The 17,807-nt window shown below is 60.7% G+C and carries 11 protein-coding genes and 1 pseudogene; 3 read left to right on the top strand and 9 right to left on the bottom strand.

Going from position 1 to position 17,807, the window contains the following annotated elements; translation table 11 throughout:
- Positions 1 to 1,166 precede the first annotated feature (1,166 nt).
- Positions 1,167 to 2,987, top strand: coding sequence for a hypothetical protein (locus N3C12_15790; protein MCX8073881.1), 1,821 nt, complete (start codon positions 1,167 to 1,169; stop codon positions 2,985 to 2,987).
- A 45-nt stretch (positions 2,988 to 3,032) separates the two neighbouring features.
- Here the strand turns inward: N3C12_15790 and otsB are convergent, their stop codons facing one another.
- Both otsB and N3C12_15780 read right to left on the bottom strand, forming a co-directional pair.
- Entirely contained in the window at positions 3,033 to 3,842 is an 810-nt protein-coding gene (gene otsB, locus N3C12_15785; GenBank protein ID MCX8073880.1) for a trehalose-phosphatase, read from the bottom strand.
- Positions 3,839 to 5,392: a trehalose-6-phosphate synthase gene (locus tag N3C12_15780; protein MCX8073879.1), complete on the bottom strand. Its 1,554-nt coding sequence runs from the start codon at positions 5,390 to 5,392 to the stop codon at positions 3,839 to 3,841. The genes otsB and N3C12_15780 overlap by 4 nt, the downstream gene beginning before the upstream one ends.
- An 89-nt stretch (positions 5,393 to 5,481) precedes the next feature.
- Between N3C12_15780 and treS the strand changes: the two genes are divergently transcribed.
- The gene (gene treS / locus N3C12_15775; protein MCX8073878.1) at positions 5,482 to 8,814 is read left to right on the top strand and encodes a maltose alpha-D-glucosyltransferase; all 3,333 of its coding nucleotides are present in this window, start codon (positions 5,482 to 5,484) and stop codon (positions 8,812 to 8,814) included.
- A 166-nt stretch (positions 8,815 to 8,980) separates the two neighbouring features.
- Here treS and N3C12_15770 read toward each other — a convergent pair whose 3' ends face one another.
- Positions 8,981 to 11,416 (bottom strand): sodium-translocating pyrophosphatase, encoded by a 2,436-nt coding sequence (locus N3C12_15770; GenBank protein ID MCX8073877.1) that lies wholly within the window; start codon positions 11,414 to 11,416, stop codon positions 8,981 to 8,983.
- Between the two features lie 218 nt (positions 11,417 to 11,634).
- Between N3C12_15770 and amrA the strand changes: the two genes are divergently transcribed.
- Positions 11,635 to 12,222, top strand: coding sequence for an AmmeMemoRadiSam system protein A (gene amrA / locus N3C12_15765; protein ID MCX8073876.1), 588 nt, complete (start codon positions 11,635 to 11,637; stop codon positions 12,220 to 12,222).
- Between the two features lie 283 nt (positions 12,223 to 12,505).
- Here amrA and N3C12_15760 read toward each other — a convergent pair whose 3' ends face one another.
- From N3C12_15760 to N3C12_15735, 6 genes and pseudogenes are all read right to left on the bottom strand, one after another.
- A complete protein-coding gene (locus N3C12_15760; protein MCX8073875.1) occupies positions 12,506 to 13,699 on the bottom strand; it encodes a pyridoxal phosphate-dependent aminotransferase in 1,194 nt (397 codons plus the stop codon).
- A gap of 57 nt (positions 13,700 to 13,756) precedes the next feature.
- Positions 13,757 to 14,284 (bottom strand): pantetheine-phosphate adenylyltransferase, encoded by a 528-nt coding sequence (gene coaD, locus N3C12_15755; protein MCX8073874.1) that lies wholly within the window; start codon positions 14,282 to 14,284, stop codon positions 13,757 to 13,759.
- Positions 14,285 to 14,302: 18 nt separating this feature from the next.
- Positions 14,303 to 14,839 (bottom strand): annotated as a pseudogene (rsmD, locus tag N3C12_15750) (16S rRNA (guanine(966)-N(2))-methyltransferase RsmD).
- A 35-nt stretch (positions 14,840 to 14,874) separates the two neighbouring features.
- Positions 14,875 to 16,086 (bottom strand): M20/M25/M40 family metallo-hydrolase, encoded by a 1,212-nt coding sequence (locus tag N3C12_15745; GenBank protein ID MCX8073873.1) that lies wholly within the window; start codon positions 16,084 to 16,086, stop codon positions 14,875 to 14,877.
- A 57-nt stretch (positions 16,087 to 16,143) separates the two neighbouring features.
- The gene (locus N3C12_15740) at positions 16,144 to 16,836 is read right to left on the bottom strand and encodes a YceH family protein (GenBank protein MCX8073872.1); all 693 of its coding nucleotides are present in this window, start codon (positions 16,834 to 16,836) and stop codon (positions 16,144 to 16,146) included.
- A 76-nt stretch (positions 16,837 to 16,912) separates the two neighbouring features.
- On the bottom strand, positions 16,913 to 17,698 hold the full coding sequence (locus tag N3C12_15735) for a prolipoprotein diacylglyceryl transferase (GenBank protein MCX8073871.1): 786 nt from the start codon (positions 17,696 to 17,698) through the stop codon (positions 16,913 to 16,915).
- Between the last annotated feature and the right edge of the window lie 109 nt (positions 17,699 to 17,807).

The raw sequence follows: 17,807 nt of genomic DNA, 5'->3' as shown, positions 1-17,807 counted from the left end.
CCGTAGGGGCGACGCATGCGTCGCCCCTACACGGCCAAGGGCACGGGTTCGCTCCTGAAGGGTCGGAGAAAGAGCGCCGGATCATGCAACACCGTGGTCTTTGTGGGGCACCCGAAAGGAGAGGTTGGCGGATGAGGGTCCACCTTGCCGTTGCAGACTGGAAACATCAGCTAGAATGTGGCGGTTAGCGGCACAGGTGGTGCGAGAGGGGTTTCGCACTCTCGGCCCAAGGTCCGACCCGAAAGACGGCCCCGATTGCGGGGTCGAGCTCTGACGAGAGATTGCCCCCGCCGGTCCGGCCGGCCCGGCACCTGCTGTTGGGACCGCCGACTCCGGAGCCAGTCCGGAGCCGAGGCCGCAGGAGAATTGCGGGGTACCGCCAGCGTCCGGCATGGTTCCGTAGGGCCAGTCGCCCCCCCATGTTGCTAGCAAGGGCGGCCCGAGGTCCGGTGTGGAGGGAGAAGCACCGACGGGATCTGGGTTTGAGCCTAAGATCCAGGTGGGTGGCGAGAGTCATCCGGGTCCCTGTGCCTCTCTGGGAGGCGGCGGCTGCGCTTTACCGGCCCCTCACCTGGGGGCCCGGTCGGGGAGGAGGTTTCGGGTATAAATTGGAACTTGTTATCCCGCATCCTGGTCGTTTGGGGAGCGAGGATTGACAGTCAGAATTAGGCACGCGGTGCCCTGCCTATGGGTCATGGCGAGCCCGCAGCGCGGGCACCCCCTGAGGGCGGGGCCGCTCAGGCCCCCGGGATCGAGGTTTGTGGTCCCCTCCCACCTGAGGTTTTGTGCGGTCTCTCGGGGGGTAGGGTAGAACCAACCACTGAGCGAAAGCACGGCGCCCAGGCGAGAATGGAACTGGTTAGGCTCTGGTTCTCCGCCCTGGGTGGAGGTTTATCCTTCTGTTGCCCGAAGGTACTCATTCCCCGAGAGGGCTTTGAGACCCCGTAGGGGCGCCGCATACGTCGCCCCTACGTTCCGGCCGGAGACAAGGATTCGCCCCTCTATTTGGGTGCCGACGCATCCCTCGAATCAAGGGGCATCGTTTCACCACTAGTTTGCAGAAGGTGCCGAGGTAGCTAGCCCACCAGCCGGCGGCCGTGACCTCTAGTAGCTTCCCCTTCGGCCCCTTGGTAAAACGCTGCCTCACTGTTTGCGGACACGAAGCGATGAGCGAGCATGCCCCTCAGTCGCCAGATTTGATCGAGCTCTCCCCACACTGGTTTCTGTTTGGCTCTGCCACCGTTGCTGCCGGCGTGGGGGTTGTCGGACACATCACGCCACTGCCGGTTTGGCTGCTCGGTGTGGAAATGCTGGCCACGGTCCTCGCCCTCTTTGTGTTCGGTTCGATCCGCTACCGCCTCGACAAAAACGCCCTCACTTATGGCGCCGCCTTGGTGATCTCCGCCACTTTCTGGGGTGTTTGGTGGCACGACTCCGAGTTGCGCGAAGTGGTGCAGCGCGAGGGTTGGAGCCACCTGTTCCGGGAGGTCGTGGCGCACTTGAGCACCCTTGAGGCACTCGACCACCTTGTCCACGTCGATACCATGCTGTTTCTTCTCGGGCTCACCTTCTTTGTCGCCGTGATTTCGCAAACGCGACTTCTCGAGAGCATTAGTTTTCGCCTGCTCCGCTGGAATCGCGGTGCTGTCGTACCGACGGTGATTTCGATCACGGCACTGGTCGCTCTCGCTTCCGGTATTCTCGACGGCGTGTCGATGATCGGACTGACGTTGCGGGTGCTTGTGATCATCTTGTTTCTTGCGGACGCCGATTTGAAGGACGTTCGCTACGCGGTGATGGTGTCCACCGTGATCACCACTGTGTGCGGCATGTGGCTAGCCTATGGAGAGCCCCCGAACTTGATCATGCGGGCAAATCTCCATCCCCGCCTGAACGATGCGTTTTTCTTGCAGTACTGCGCCCCTCTGGCGCTAGCCAGCTATCTGATCGTGGCAGGGAGTCTACGCTCTCGCCTGCGCGGGAAGCGGGTGGCGTGGCGCGAACTCGACCTACTGGATCGCCACGCTGCTGACGTCCGGTTTCTGCAAGCGGAACGACACGGAGAGGTGCTCACGCCGATCGAACTCGTTGAAGCGCATGCTGATGAGTTGGGCGATCGCTTCGAGGCGGTCGTCAAACGGCTGCAGCACGGTGTCCCCTTGGGTCTGGCGCTCGTGGTCGAAAAGGTCCCGGAGGAAGTGCGGCACCGGTTGTTGGGAGCCTTTCTCGAGGAAGAATTGGCCCGAGCCCTTGACGACCACTACCGTCATGCCGCGGCCGGTGACCGAGCAGCCGCCCGCGAGGCCGAAATCCCGGTGCGCCAACTGCTGATGAAGACAAGACGACGTCGGGTGCACACCCAAAGGATCGGCATGTTGGCCTTTGTCCCGTTTGTAGCCTTGCTTGTCGCGCATGCGCTGAACCACCAGTTCCGGCTGTTTTATGCCTCCTTCGCGGGATTTGCAGTCGCGATTGCCGGGATCTGGCACCTGCCGCGGATGCGCCGGCTGGCTCTCAGGGAGGCGTGGCATGAATACCGTGAATATCTGTTCCTGCTGCCGCTCTTCTTTTCGATCACTCTCATGCAAGCCGCGGGGTTCTTTGAGCACCTAGAAGCGCTGCTCCGCCACGGCATCGCCACCCTGGGCGAGGCGCACGTCGCCTGGATCCAGTTTTTCGCGGCTACCGTCCTTTCCGCGCTGCTCGACAACAACGTGGTTGCCGATTTTGCTGCCCACGCGCTGCACCAACTCGAGGTTCAACTGGTTCGCTTCTTCGCCATGGCACAAATTGCTGGGTACGCCCTCGGCGGATGCTGGACCCACATCGGGTGCGCGCAGTCGGTTGTCGCCTTTGCCTTCCTGCGGAACGACGTCGACCCAACCTTCACGCCTATGCAGTGGATCCGCGCGATAACGAAGTTATTGTTGGCGCTGTTCGTGCTGCTGAGCCTGGCGATTTATGCGCGAGCTGCCCTGTTGCCTTGAGCATCTTGCTCGGGCAGCGCGACCTCTCCGATTTGCCGGAGCCCATCAGCTCGAAGGGCGGGCTTTTCGAGCGAACCAGAGATCCCGCAGGAAGGCGACGAGGTCCTTTGGTGTTGCGATCCGATAGTGCGCTCGGGTGACAACGGATTCCGCACCGACACGAATGGTCACACCTTGCCCTGCAAGTGCACTGAACGCGTCCTCATCGGTCGCGTCGTCCCCAGCATAGAGCGGCACGAAGTCGGGCGCGCGCGACTGCCACAACCACAGCACGGCGCGTCCTTTGTTTACGTGTTTGGAACGGAACTCCAACACACGCTTGCCTTCGACAAGCTGCAAGGGAGCACCCTCGAGTCGAAGCCGCTCGTAGACGGAGCGCACTGCCCGCTCAGCGCGGTGTCGAGAGTTCTCCGAAGCAAGGCGTGTATGGCAGGCCAGGGCGAATATCTTATCTTCGATCCAAACGCCTTCGGAATTCTTGATGGCAGGCTCGAGAAGTTCGCGCGCACGCTCGAGCCAATGCTGGATTTGGCTCGGCTCCTCCAAGAACAGCTTTTCTCCTGTTGGGTCGACGACCTCAGCGCCGTGCACACCGACGTAGTAGGCCCCTGACGCTGGCAGAAGTTGTCGCACCTCGTCGGCTCGGCGGCCGCTGACAATGGCCAGGTGCACCTTAGGGAGGGCAGCGAGAGCTTGCACGACCTGCGTGGCGCCCGCTTCTGGCAACGCAAGTTCGGGCCGCGGTGCAATTGGGGCCAGCGTGCCGTCGTAATCGACAAAGCAAAACAAGCCGCGGGCCTCGGCGAGATGGGTGAGCAGTTGCTCACGCGGTTGCCCGGCCAAGAGCTCGCTCACAGCGTCCCTTCGAAACGGCGCCGCGCGGCAATCCGCCCCATGGCGCTCACGATCTTGCCGGCCCAACGATAAATGCTGTTGCGCGCCACGGTATCGCGTAACGCGGCCATACGAGCGCGTCGTTCGTTCGGGTCCATGTTGAGTGCCAAGTGAAGAGCGTCAGCGAGTTCGTCGACCGCGTACGGATTGACTTGAATCGCTTCCTCGAGTTCGCGCGCCACCCCAGTAAAGCGGCTCAACACAAGAACGCCGTCCAGATCAGGACGCGCCGCCACATACTCTTTGGCCACGAGGTTCATCCCATCGTGCAGCGCGCTGACTACGCAGACGTCGGCCAGTCGATAAAACGCGAGGACTTCTTCCGCAGAATGGGCAACGTCTAGGTAAACCACCGGAGTCCAGCGGCCGCTTGCATACTTCCAATTGATGTCGGCGACCAGCGAATCGAGCTCCGCCGCAAGCGCCTTGTACGTGGGAATGTGGCTGCGGCTCGGTGCCCCGATTTGCACGAAGGTGACGTGCCCGCGATATTCGGGATGCTTTTGCAAGAGCTGGTCGAACGCACGAAGTCGCTCGGGAATGCCCTTTGTGTAGTCGATGCGGTCGACCCCGAGAATCACTCGCTGATCCTGCAGCCCGAGCTCCTTGCGGAGCGACTCCGTGCGCTCCGCAAGCACAGGCGAGCGTGCCTCTTCGCTCATGGCATCGATGTCGAGGCTGATGGGGAACGGACGGACAAAGGTTGTTTGCCCGCGGCGCGAGATGCGCGACTGTTCGTCGTCGACGCGAGCCTCCAAGGTCGCAGCTACGGTCTCGAGAAAATTCTGGCAATGATATCGGATGTGGAATCCGAGGAGATCGTTCCCAAGCAGCCCGTCGAGGATTTCCTCGCTCCAGGGGCAAATTCGGAATGCTTCCGGATTTGGCCATGGAATGTGCCAGAATTGAGCAATCAACAGCTTGGAATCCGCTTCACGTAACATTCGGGGAAGCAAGGCGAAGTGATAGTCTTGAATGAGAACGATGCTAGCGGCATCGCGGGCCTCTTCGAGGATGATCTCCGCGAACTGCCGGTTTACGCGGCGGTAGGCATTCCAGTGCTCGGTACGAAACAGCGGGCGCTGGAAAACGATGTGGCAAAGCGGCCAGAGCGCCTGATTGGCAAAGCCGTAATAATAATCTTGCTCGTCTTCCTTGCTGAGCCAAACTCGCCGCAGGGTGTAGCTTGGTGCTTCAGGTGGCACGGGCACGCGACCGTGCTCGTCGGCAACTTCGCGGTCGGCGTTGCCGCTTCCATGCGCGATCCAAGTGCCCCCACACGCCCGCATGACCGGCTCTAGAGCGGTTACGAGGCCGCTGACCGGCCGCTCGCATACCACTCGACCGGCTTCGAGGCGATGCACGTACGGCTCACGGTTGGAAACGACGATCAGTTTATACCCTTGGAGAACTCGCTCGACGACTTGGTGAAGTGTTTCCTTGGTCCAAAACCTTGGAAACTCCTCTGTTCCTTCTAGGGTGTCGATGGGCGCAAACGGAACCTCGCGCATCGCTAGCAACTTATGTGTGCTCCGCCAGCGCCGCAACCGCTTGCCTCACCCTTGCCTGGAGCAAATACTTTTGCCAGCGAAGCCTCAGCATGTTGGCGAGCGATTCGTTGTGGTATAAGGATGCGATTCTTTACGAGCTGCGGGTTGGCTCGTTCCAAGATAGTAACGCGGACGGAATTGGCGACTTTCGCGGCCTGCTTCAGCGCCTCGACTACTTGGCCGACCTTGGCGTTACGGCGCTTTGGCTGTTGCCGTTTTATCCCTCGCCGATGCGCGACGACGGCTATGACATCGCCGACTACCAGAACGTTCACCCTGACTTCGGTACCCTGGAAGACTTCAAAGCATTTTTGAAAGCGGCGCACCAACGAGGATTGCGTGTCGTTACCGAGCTCGTGATCAACCATACCTCCGACCAACACCCGTGGTTTCAACGTGCCCGAAAGTCCCCACCGGGCAGCCGCTACCGCAACTTTTACGTCTGGAGCGACACGCCCGAACGGTACGCCGAAGCGCGGATTATCTTTAAGGACTTCGAACGTTCGAATTGGAGCTGGGATCCCGTCGCGAAGGCGTACTATTGGCATCGGTTTTATTCCCATCAACCTGACTTAAACTTTGACAACCCAGAAGTGCGGCGCGCCGTGCTGCGGACCGTCGACTTCTGGATGCGGTTGGGTGTGGATGGGATGCGGCTCGATGCCGTGCCTTACCTGTTCGAGCGGGAAGGCACGATCTGCGAGAACCTGCCGGAAACACATGAGTTTTTACGCGAGCTGCGGGCGCATGTGGACGCGCGCTACCGCGATCGCATGCTGCTCGCTGAAGCCAACCAGTGGCCGGAGGATGCAGCAGCGTATTTTGGGAACGGCGACGAGTGCCATATGGCCTTTCACTTTCCCATCATGCCGCGCTTGTTCATGGCGCTGCACATGGAGGACCGCTTTCCCATCATCGATATCATGCAGCAAACCCCACCCATCCCCGAAAACTGCCAGTGGGCGCTGTTCCTGCGTAACCATGATGAGCTAACCCTGGAGATGGTCACGGATGAGGAACGCGATTACATGTATCGCGTTTACGCCCAAGATGCGCAGGCGCGCATCAACTTGGGCATCCGCCGGCGACTCGCCCCTTTGTTGGGCAAGGACCGCCGTCGCATCGAACTCATGAACGCGCTCTTGTTTTCGCTGCCAGGCACACCGGTGATTTACTACGGCGACGAGATCGGGATGGGCGACAATGTCTTTCTCGGCGATCGCAACGGCGTGCGGACGCCCATGCAGTGGAGCGCCGACCGCAACGCGGGTTTCTCACGAGCCAACCCGCAACGGCTGCATCTGCCAGTGATTGTGGACCCGGAATTCCACTACGAAAGCGTGAACGTGGAGGCGCAGCAAAGCAACCCCCACTCGTTACTTTGGTGGATGAAGCGGGTGATAGCTCTGCGCAAACGGTACCGCGCCTTTGGGCGGGGGTCGCTCCGCTTTTTGCCGGCTGACAACCGCAAGGTGGTTGCCTTCGTACGGGAATACGAAGGCGAGCAGATTTTGGTCGTTGCGAATTTGTCGCGATTTGTTCAGCCCGTCGAACTCAGCCTCGGTGAGTATCGCGACCGCGAACTGATCGAACTGTTTGGTCGCACGCGCTTTCCGCGCATCGACGAGGGGCCGTACCGAATTACACTGGGGCCGCACGCATTTTATTGGTTCTCATTAGAAAAACGGGAGCAGGCCATCGAAGCGGCCTCGGTTGCGCGCGCCGTTCCCACAATCACCGTGCGAGGGTCATGGACGATCGTGTTTCGCGACTTCGCGCGACAGCAACTCGAGCGGGCTGTGGTTGACTTTCTTCCGTTGCAATCCTGGTTCCGACGAAAAACGGATCGAATCTTACGTGCCGTGATCGAAGACGTGGTCGAATTGTCCGATGAAAAACAACCGCTCGTGCTTGTGTTAGTCAGGGTCGAGCGGGGAGCTGCGGAAAAAGAATGGTGCGTGCTCGTGCTGCGCTTCGTTGTAAGCGAAGCCGAGGCCGTGAAACACCCTCCGGAGCGGGTGCTTGCTCATTTGCGGTGCGAGGAGCAGGGCGCCGCGGTGAGCGGCGAACTGGTCGAGTGCGCCGACGAGCTAGCGGCTGGTTTGGCCCTCGTGGAAGCCCTGACCCGCAGGCGGCCGATTCGTGGAGAGCGGGGACAGATTCTTCTGCTGCACACGCGGGCATTCCGGCAACTAGTTGCGGAGGGTAGCCAGATCTTCCCCGTGGCCGTGCATCAACCGCAGTGGAACCCCGGCTTCGTCGCTGGTGGCCGCTTGCGGGTAAAGCTTTACCGTGAGCCGTTTGTAGGCCTGCACCCCGAGGTGGAAATCGGGCAAAAGCTGCTGGATGTTGCGCAGAAGCTTCGTGTTCCAACCCTCGCCGCGTTTATGGAATATCGGCAGAACGCCACGCAAACGCTCACCCTCTGCGCCGCTCACGAGTACATCCCACATGAGGGAGACCTGTGGAGTTACACGGTCGACCACTTGAAGCAGTACTTCGAGCGAGTTCTGGCGGAGTACGCCAGCCGCGCTCCGGTGCAGATTCCGCCAGCAAGTTGGACCCAACTCGTGCCCCAGAGCACGCCTCCACTAGTGAATGAGTTATGCGGTCCATATCTTCAGACCGCTCGGCTCCTTGGCACGCGGGTGGCCGAGCTGCATCGAGCGCTCGCCAGCTTGGCAGACGATCCCGAGTTCGCGCCCGAGCCGCTGACCAGCTTGTATCAACGTTCCCTGTATCAGGGGTTGCGGAACCTTTGGGGACGCATCGCGGTGTTGTTGCAGGAAAAGATGGAGGAGCTACCGGTAGCGGTGCGCCAGAGCGCGCAACACTTGCTTTATGCGGGCGAGGCCGTTCTTCAAATTGCTCAGCGCGCCATTGGTGAACGCACCGCCGGGATGCGCATCCGCGTGCACGGTGATCTCCATCTCGGCCGCGTGCTGCACACAGGCAAGGACGTTTACATCGTCGGCTTTGCGGGCGACCCCACCCGTTCTGCCCTAGAGACGCGCATCAAGCGGACCCCACTGCGAGATATGGCGAGTATGTTGCGATCTCTCGAGTTTGCTGTGGACCGGATCTTGTATGGCCCAGCCGCAGCCGGTTGGTTTCGCCCGGAGGACATCCCGGTGCTCGAACCCTGGGGTCACTTGTGGGAGCGGTGGGTCGGGGCAGCGCTGCTGCGAAGCTACTTGGAGGGCATGGGTGGCAGCAAGGTGCTGCCGGACAGTGCTGACGTCCTCGAGCGGTTGCTCACTGCGAGCTTAATCGAACGCAGCTTACTGGCCCTCGAAGAAGAGCTGCGCTTCCGGCCAGACCATGCCGGAATCCCCATCCGAGGCTTGCTGGAGCTCGTCGAAAACGGGAGAGGCGCAGACTAGCGGGAGCCGAAGCGAACCAAAGGCAACGCAGCTCCAGCGAGCAGCGCTGTGCTCGAGCTCATAGGGTGACGACGCTTGCCATCCGCCGCTTAAGCACACGTTTACTGGCAGACACGCCCGGCACCGGGCTGCGAAGCGCGACGCCGGGCACGCGCCAAGTCGTCGATCAAGCCGCCTGACTTTTGATTCGCATCCCGTAGAAAGACCGGTAGACGAAGGCCACCGCGGCGGCAAAAAACGCGAGAGCTAAAAAGCGGGTGAGGCCCCAAGACAGGGTCACGGCAAGTTCCACCGCCAGCAGACCGAACAACGTGGTGAACTTTATGACCGGGTTCATGGCAACCGATGAGGTGTCCTTGAATGGATCGCCCACGGTATCACCCACCACTGTCGCGGCATGGAGCTCGGAGCCTTTTTCCTTGAGCTCGGTCTCCACCACTTTCTTTGCGTTGTCCCAGGCCCCACCGGCGTTCGCCATGAAGATGGCTTGGAACAAGCCAAACAGCGCGATGGACACGAGATAGCCCACGAAGAAGAACGGATCCAAACACGCAAAGGCGAGGGTGGAGAAGAAGACAGCGAGGAAGATGTTGAACATTCCGGACTGCGCGTACTGGGTGCAGATTTCCACCACACGTTTCGAGTCGGAAATCGATGCTTTCTCGACGCCCTCCAGCCGGATGTTCGCTTTGATGAACTCGACCGCACGGTACGCGCCCGTCACCACTGCCTGGGTGGTGGCGCCCGTGAACCAGTAAATCATTGCGCCACCGGCCACGAGGCCCAGCAAGAATGGCGGGTTCAGCAGCGAAAGCTTGCCTAGGTGCTCAGGTTGCAACCCGTTGGTCAACGCGACCACAATGGAAAAGATCATTGTCGTGGCGCCAACCACAGCCGTGCCGATGAGCACGGGCTTGGCGGTGGCTTTAAACGTGTTTCCGGCCCCGTCGTTTTCCTCGAGGTATTGCTTCGCTCGGTCGAAGGCGGGCACGAAACCGAATTCCCGCCGAATTTCCTCTTTCACGTTCGGAATGTTCTCGATGACCGAAAGCTCGTACACCGACTGCGCGTTGTCGGTTACGGGCCCGTAGCTGTCTACCGCAATCGTTACCGGGCCCATGCCCAGGAAGCCAAAGGCAACGAGCCCGAAGGCAAAAACGGGCGCGGTCATGTCAGCGGTCGCTTGCGGCATGGCCGCGTGCAGGTCGCCGCCGCTGACAATCCAGGCGAGACCCATAAGAACAATGAAGGCAACGCCCATCCAATAAGAGGAGTAATTGCCGGCGGTGAGACCGCTCAGAATGTTCAGCGAAGCCCCGCCTTCCCGCGAGGCAGTGACGACCTCGCGGACGTGTCCTGACTCGGTGGACGTGAACACCTTGACGATTTCCGGAATCAGCGCGCCAGCAATCGTTCCGCAGCTAATGATTGTTGAAAGCTGCCACCACAGGTTGCCCGTACCCAAGTTGCCAATCAGTAGGTAGGAGACCACGTAGGTCAACGTGATCGAAACAATCGAGGTAAGCCACACGAGAAACGTGAGCGGCTTCTCGAAATTCATGTGGTCGGCCTCACCGTAGCGAGCACGTTGAATCGCCTCGTTGAGCAAGTACGAGCCACCGGAGGCAACGATCATCATGATACGCATGGCGAACAGCCACACGAGCAACGTCACTTGCAACTGCGGATCTTGGCCCAGCACGAGCAACACAAACGTGATCAGTGCCACGCCGGTGACGCCGTAAGTCTCGAACCCATCGGCCGAGGGGCCAACCGAGTCGCCAGCGTTATCCCCCGTGCAGTCCGCGATCACGCCGGGGTTGCGCGCATCGTCTTCCTTGATGTTGAAGACTATCTTCATCAGGTCGGAGCCAATGTCCGCGATTTTCGTGAAAATTCCGCCCGCGATGCGCAGCGCGGACGCCCCGAGGGATTCTCCAATGGCAAACCCGATAAAGCAGGGGCCTGCAAAGCTAGCCGGAATGTACAGGAGAATGATCAGCATGATGAGGAGTTCCGTGGAGATCAGCACCATGCCGATGCTCATTCCTGCTTTGAGAGGAATTTCGTACGTGGGAAAGGGCTTGCCTTTCAGGGCAGCGAACGCGGCGCGCGAGTTTGCAAAGTTGTTGACCCGCATGCCAAACCACGCCACGCCGTAGCTACCCGCAATACCCACCAGACTGAAAATGAGGACAATAAGGACCTTCACCACATCGCCCTCGAAGGCCCGGTAGAAGTACACGGCCATGATGACCGCGATGAAGAACTCGAGAATCAAGATGAACTTGCCCTGGGTGAGCAGATATGTCTTGCAGGTTTCGTAGATCAGCTCCGAAATCTCGCGCATGGCCCGGTGCACCGGTAAGCTTTGGAGCTGTCTGTAAATGACAAGACCGAATAGAAACCCGAGAGCGCAAATTCCCAAGCCGAAAGACAGCAGGGCGTGCCCGCTCAGGCCAAGGAAGTGCACCGTCGTGAAGTCCGGCAACACTAAGTGCATTTCTCCATGCGCCTGGGGAGCGGCTGCAAAAGCGGGCTCGAACCAACCCGTGATCACGGCCAAGAGTCCGAGAATCCTACCCATAGTCGCTTTGCTCATGCGCGTTTCACCCTCTCTTTTGTCGAGTTTCAAGCCAAAGGGTGCCTGGCAAGAGGGCCTGCACGTAAGCCACCACCCTTCTTGCACCGACACCCACCCTTGCAGGCGTGACGCCGGAAAACTCGCGCCTTATGGCAAAAGTCCCCCAAACACGCAAGCAGTGCGGGCTCAAGGGTCTATGTCCGAGATTAGGAATGAGCTGAATGGGTAGGTGAAGGATGACCGTGACCACGGGTGACCGCATGGCGTTAACCGAACACGACTGGCTTGTTCTCATGTCGCTTGCGCGAGAGGCAATCCACGCCCAGGTGAAAGGGTTGCCTCCACCGAGTGTGCAAGAAGTTTCACCAGCGCTCGCTCAGCGCGCGGGTGTGTTTGTCACGTTGTATCGGCACGGCCGGCTTCGGGGCTGCGTGGGAACCCTGACTGAAGACGCGCCCTTGCACAGAGCGGTCGCCCGTATGGCTATTGCCGCGGCCTTTGAGGACTATCGCTTTCCGCCCCTGAGCGAGGATGAGGTGGAAGAACTCACAATCGAGATTTCGGTCTTGTCACCGCTCCGGGAGGTGACCACGCCGGACGACATTGTCGTCGGTGTGCACGGCGTGGCGCTCGTCCATGACGGCCAGCGGGCTGTGTTCCTGCCTAAGGTAGCGGTAGAACAGGGGTGGGAGCGAGAAACACTCCTAGAACAGCTTTGCCATAAGGCAGGACTGCCGGGCGATGCCTGGAACTGGCCAGGGACAAAGTTGTTCGTCTTTACCGTGCAAAGTTACACTGCTGGTCCTGAGCACCGCGCATCGTAGGCACGATGCGGAGAGCGCGAGGTGGCGACCGCGAATGCGGTGTTCAAGGCAACAGCTACGAGCGTTGCCCGACCGATCGCGCGGCTGAGCCCGCCAACTTATAGTCATGATGGTGGTGCCGGCTCGCCTGGCCACCTCACCTGTGCCGCTGTCGTTCGGGGTGCGTGCCCCCCGACTGGGGCTTGGGTCCAGCCTCACGGGTAGGCGCGCCAGCGCGCACGTACTCGACGGCTTAGTGCGAGGGTAGGGCGGCAGTGCGTCGAACGAAGCCCGGCGCGGGCGATTAGGACCGCCCTCTCAATTCCGCAAGTGCGGCGGCCATCCGCTCCAATGCCTGATTGAGATTTTCCATCGAGTTGGCATAGGAGATACGGATGTGTGTCGGGTAGCCAAAGTCCGTACCGCCGACCACGGCGACGTGCACTTTCTCAATCAGATACGCTGCCAGTTCGTCGCCAGTTTGTGGACCGTTGGGCTTCCCGAGATACGCGGACACATTGGGAAAGACGTAGAACGCCCCCTGAGGTTTGCTGCACTCGATGCCGGGGATGGCCCGCAAGCGCTCGACTACGAACTCGCGCCGTTTACCGAACTCAGCCATCATGCGCGCCACAGGTTCTTGATCCCCCGTTAGAGCTTCCGCCGCCGCCGCTTGCGCAACCGACGAGGGGTTGGAAGTCATCTGGCCCTGAATCGTTGTCATGGCCTTGATGACCTCGGCCGGTCCGGCGGTGTAGCCAATTCGCCAGCCGGTCATCGCGTAGGTTTTGGAAACGGAGTTGCAGAGAATCGTCCGAGGGCGGAGGTCCGGCCGCACCTGCAGGACCTGTCCGAGAACGAAGTCTCCGTAAACCATTTTTTCGTAGACATCGTCGGAAATGATCCAACAGTCATGCTTGCCGAGGACGTCCAGAAGTTCGGCCAACTCTGCTGGCGTGTAGGCAACCCCAGCCGGGTTGCTGGGGCTGTTGAGAATCACCGCCTTTGTGCGCGGGGTCAGTGCAGTCTCCAGGTCCTGCGGGCGAAGTTTGAAGTCTTGCCCAGGTGATGGGAAAACGATGCGTGCCCGCGCCCCGGACAGCAACAGCATGTCCGGATAGCTCACCCAGTAAGGCGCCGGAACGAGAACTTCGTCACCCTCGTTGAATAGCGCCTGAAACAACACGAACAGCGCGTGCTTGCCTCCGCAATTGGCCATCACTTCGTTTTTCGCGTAGGTGACCCCATTGTCCCGCGCGAGCTTGGCGACGATCGCTGCCTTGAGCTCGTCGGTTCCGCCAACCGGTGTGTACTTCGTCTCACCCCGCGCCAGCGCACGGCGGGCCGCTTCCTTGATGTGCTCGGGCGTGTCGAAATCAGGCTCGCCGGCACCAAGGTCGATGACCTCAACGCCCTGACGCCGCAAGGACGCGGCCTTCTCGGTTACCGCCAGGGTTGCGGAGGGTTTGATCCATTTCACACGCTCACTCAGTTGCATCCAATGCTCCCGTAGTCGCAAAGACGAAACTCGCGCCCGTCTAGCTAAAGTGCGGGTTCAGCGCGAGGGGCGAAGCTTTTCGAGAAGGCGGCGGCGGACGCCATCCGGAACCTGCCCAGAAATGTCCCCGCCGAGTGCGGCCACTTCTTTCACCAGCCGCGAAGACGTGTATGAGTGGGCCTCGCTGGTCGGGAGAAACAACGTATGGATGTGCGGCTTTAGATGGCGGTTCATCATCGCCATCTGGAATTCGTACTCGAAGTCCGAAACCGCACGCAGTCCACGGATGATGACCCGCGCTCCTACCTGGTCGCAGTAATCGACCAAAAGGCCCCCAAAGCTGTCGACCACCACTCGGTCGCGCACGTCAGCCAGTGCCTCACGGATCATCTCCACGCGCTCTACAGCGGTGAACAACGCGCCGCCCTTTTTCGCGTCGGTCGTTACGCCAGCCACCGCAACGATGACTTGATCGAAAATCTCCACGGCGCGGCGGACAATGTCGATGTGTCCGTTGGTAATCGGATCAAACGAACCGGCGTAAACCGCCTTCAAGATTGCGTGTGTGGGATCTGCAGCCGTCATGGTCTTCGAGTACAAAGCGAGCGCAGTCTTTCCATAGCGCCTATGCTGAATCAACCGTATGAGCGGAATTTCATCGGGTGGGGGCTCGTCGACATGATGCTCCAAGGCAATCCAGCCTTCGTTTGGCAAGAGCGTACTGTGCGCCAGCGTGCGTAGCAGCCACGCCACCTGGCCTTGGCCATAGGGCGGATCTGCGAACACGACATCAAATTGCTCGGCACGGGCCTCAAGTGAGGCGAGGGCTTGCGCCACGGTGCACTTTAGGATCTTGGCGCGGTCGCGGAACTTGCACCGCTCGAGGTTGGTCTCGATTGCTCGAACGGCCGGGGGCGCGCTTTCCACAAAGACGGCTTCTTTCGCCCCGCGACTGAGCGCCTCGATTCCGAGGGCCCCGCTGCCGGCGTAGAGATCAAGCACGCGGAGCCCGTCGAGCTGGAGTCGGTGCTCGAGCATGTTGAAGAGGGCGCCTTTAACCTTGTCTGCCGTGGGCCGTACTCTTCGGCCCGCGGGTGCCACTAGCTTGCGCCCTTTGGCCGTTCCGGAAATCACCCGCATGAATCCAGAACTCGAGCGTTACGTTGGCTGACAAGCTACGATGCGCTCAAGAGCTGACGGATGACCTCGACGCCGAAGTCCGCAGCCCGCACGACGGTCGGCAGATCAATCCTCTCTACAGTGTCGTTCGGTTGGTGGTAATTGCGCGGAACACCGTTCTCTTCCAGGGTGATTAGCGACAGTGTGGGGAAGCTGTGCCGCGCAGGGACGTTGCCGTCGGTGCCGGCTAGTAAGTGCACGGGCGTTACTCGCCCGAAGCGCCCGCTAGCCGCCACCCGCCGCGCCACGCACAACAATTCGGGAGGATAAAACGTCCGGCCGAGCAATCCTTCGCTCAGCACATAGCGGAGTTCGCCTCCGCCCACGCACTCGAAGTTGATGAAAACGGTTCGTTCGCGATCCCAATGTGGGTGGCCTTCCAAAAGCTCCACCATGCCCCCACAGCCACATTCCTCCGCTCCGGTACCGACAACCATGAGCTCAGCACTCGCTGGAAGAACATCCTTGAGCTGCTCCGCTGCCAGCAGCATGGCAGCCACTGCCGACGCGTTGTCGTTTGCCCCGGGCGTTGGGCGCGCCATGGCCCACTGCAAGCCGAGCGCCGTGGCGAGCGCAAGACCGAAGATGATGCCCAGACGCAAGGTGGCGAAGAAGAATCCATGGGCGCCCATCCATTCGCCGGTGGCGACCGCCACGCCTCCAATGAGTAACCAAAATGGGAGTGCCAGAGGGGGGAGCGACGGTGGCGTCGTTTCGTCGTTGCGGCGATTCCATGCGGCAAACCAGCTGGCCAGCACGGGGGAGAAGAGAAACCCGGCTTCAGTCGTGTCGATGTGCGCGCTGAGCACGATTCGAAGCGAGGGATTGGGGGCGCCGTGGCGCGCTAAAACGTCCACAGAGTCGGGAGCACGCAAGAGGCGAGAGAGCAGCGGTCGCCGTTGGACATGTTCTCGGTAAAAGGACCAGGCAGCGAGCGCGCTCAAGACAAGGCCAATCAAGCCGCCCCACACCACACCGAGCAAACCCACGGCTGCATGCAAGGCCAAGGCGAGGCCGGGGCGCGGGCCCCCGCGGACCGGCACAATTTGCACGTTGGCGAAGCCGAGAGCCCGGAGCCAGTCGCCCACCATCTCGGCGCTTTGCCGTTCGTAAAGCGAGCCAGCGATGCGATGCGGCATCTCACTGAGGGCGCGAATCCAATCGTGGGCGCGCCGCTCGCGGTCAGCCTCGTTTCGGTGTTGTGTCATAGCTTCTCCAGTTCCTTCACCTGGCCGCTCCGCACAAGGGCAAAGGCGTGAGTCTCATCAGACTTCTGGGTCGCTCCCCTCGTCGCGGCTGGCCTCCGCCAGCGCTTCCATCGACATGCCGACCACGTGTGCCAAGCGACGAATTTGTCGCTCGGCACGGGCTAAGCGCAATTCCAACGCCTTTACTCGCTCTCGCAGGATCTCTTGCTCGTCAGGCGCTTCCCTAAGCGGCGAGGTGTCCGCAGTCGTTGCCTCCGTGGGACACAATACCTGCGCATATCGCTCCGCGCGCGATCCGGGTGCTGGCGGCAATCGGGTTGCAAGCCCGCGATCGAGAAGCGGCTGGATCATTTGATACAACGCTTCGAGCGAGGGAACCGGCACCATTCGGCTCACGTGCGTCCTCAGCTCACCGGGGGTCTGGGCGCCACGGAGAAGCAACTCAGCGAGCACCGCCAAGGGCTCGACTTCGAGCCCAAGTGCATCCTTTCCGTTGTGCGCGTATTTCTCCACGCGGCTATTCGACGGCCAAAGGCGACGCACGAGGAATTTCTTCGCAAGGGATTCCAGGGATTCGGCCACTTCCGGTTCTTCGAGATTCATCACCGGATCGCGGTTCGTTTTTTGATTCGCCGCCGTGGTTACGGCCGCGAGGGTGAGCGGGTAATATTCGGGAGTCGTGAGTGCTTTTTCGATAAGCACACCAAAAACGCGGGCCTCGACCTTGTCCAAGCGAATGTTCAGTTGCATGCCGTGGGCCGCCTAGCAAATTTCGTCCTGCGTGTCGCTAGCCCAGCCCCGCGAATGGTGAAATGGCGGAGCGAGCCTAAACTGCGGGCGCTTGGTTGCTAGCCGCAGGCTGCGCTGTGGGGTAGTGGGTCTGCCGAGCGCGTCGAAGGAGGTACAGGCCCACGCAGGCTAGGCCGATGCTCCAAACTTGGGCCGTGGTGAGCCCCCAGAGCCATGCGGGGTTGCGGCGGACGAACTCGATGGCAAAGCGCAGCGACGTGGCGAGCAAAAGATACCGCCCGACTACCTCCCCTGGTCGGGCGTGGTGTCGAATGCGCCACAAATAGGCGAAGATCGCGAGCGAGCCAATCATCTCGTAGAGCGGGGCAGGGTGAACACGCTCCGCCGTAGGCACGACCCCGTTCGGATAACTCATTCCCCACGGCAAGGAGGTCGGTACGCCATAGTCTCCGTCGCCGCTGAGCTGACAGCCGATCCGTCCGATGGCAAGACCGAGGGCCAGCGCGGGCGCACAGATGTCCGCGAGTTCGATGAAAGGGATTTGTTGGCGCCGAGCCAACAGCCAAACGCCCAGAGTCCCCCCGGCAACGCCGCCGTACCACACCCATCCACTCCCGCTCAGAAGAAACGCAATCGGATCGTTTCGGAAGAGCTCCCATGCCGTTGGGATGAGGAAGAGGCGAGCCCCAACCCAGCCGCCGACGTATGCGTACAGCAACACGTCATAGGCCAGCTCGGTGCCGAAACCTCGTCGTTGCGCTTCCTGGCGCACTACAAGAAAGCCGCCAAGGAAGCCGAGAAAGGCCATCACCCAGAAGCTGGGCACCGCAAAATTGCCAATGGTGAAAAGGATCGGTTTCACCGCGAACGCTGCCTGGTCCGTCGACTGAGTTTCTCACGCAGGGGCGTAATTTATTTTAGCGCGGAGGGACGAGCCATCACCAAATCCCATGGAGTCCCCGCGCTGCTCA

This window comes from Candidatus Binatia bacterium (assembly GCA_026415395.1).
Classification (GTDB): Bacteria; Desulfobacterota; Binatia; order HRBIN30; family HRBIN30; genus HRBIN30.
The sequence above is the reverse complement of the archived record's forward strand: the minus strand, read 5'-3'. Positions and strand labels throughout refer to the sequence as shown.

Coding starts and splice junctions, on each gene's coding strand:
- N3C12_15790 (MCX8073881.1), top strand. CDS start 1,167: ATGAGCGAGCATGCCCCTCAGTCGCCAGATTTGATCGAGCTCTCCCCA.
- N3C12_15745 (MCX8073873.1), bottom strand. CDS start 16,086: ATGACACAACACCGAAACGAGGCTGACCGCGAGCGGCGCGCCCACGAT.
- treS (MCX8073878.1), top strand. CDS start 5,482: ATGTTGGCGAGCGATTCGTTGTGGTATAAGGATGCGATTCTTTACGAG.
- N3C12_15770 (MCX8073877.1), bottom strand. CDS start 11,416: ATGAGCAAAGCGACTATGGGTAGGATTCTCGGACTCTTGGCCGTGATC.
- N3C12_15740 (MCX8073872.1), bottom strand. CDS start 16,836: ATGCAACTGAACATTCGCTTGGACAAGGTCGAGGCCCGCGTTTTTGGT.
- amrA (MCX8073876.1), top strand. CDS start 11,635: ATGACCGTGACCACGGGTGACCGCATGGCGTTAACCGAACACGACTGG.
- N3C12_15780 (MCX8073879.1), bottom strand. CDS start 5,392: ATGCGCGAGGTTCCGTTTGCGCCCATCGACACCCTAGAAGGAACAGAG.
- N3C12_15760 (MCX8073875.1), bottom strand. CDS start 13,699: ATGCAACTGAGTGAGCGTGTGAAATGGATCAAACCCTCCGCAACCCTG.
- coaD (MCX8073874.1), bottom strand. CDS start 14,284: ATGACGGCTGCAGATCCCACACACGCAATCTTGAAGGCGGTTTACGCC.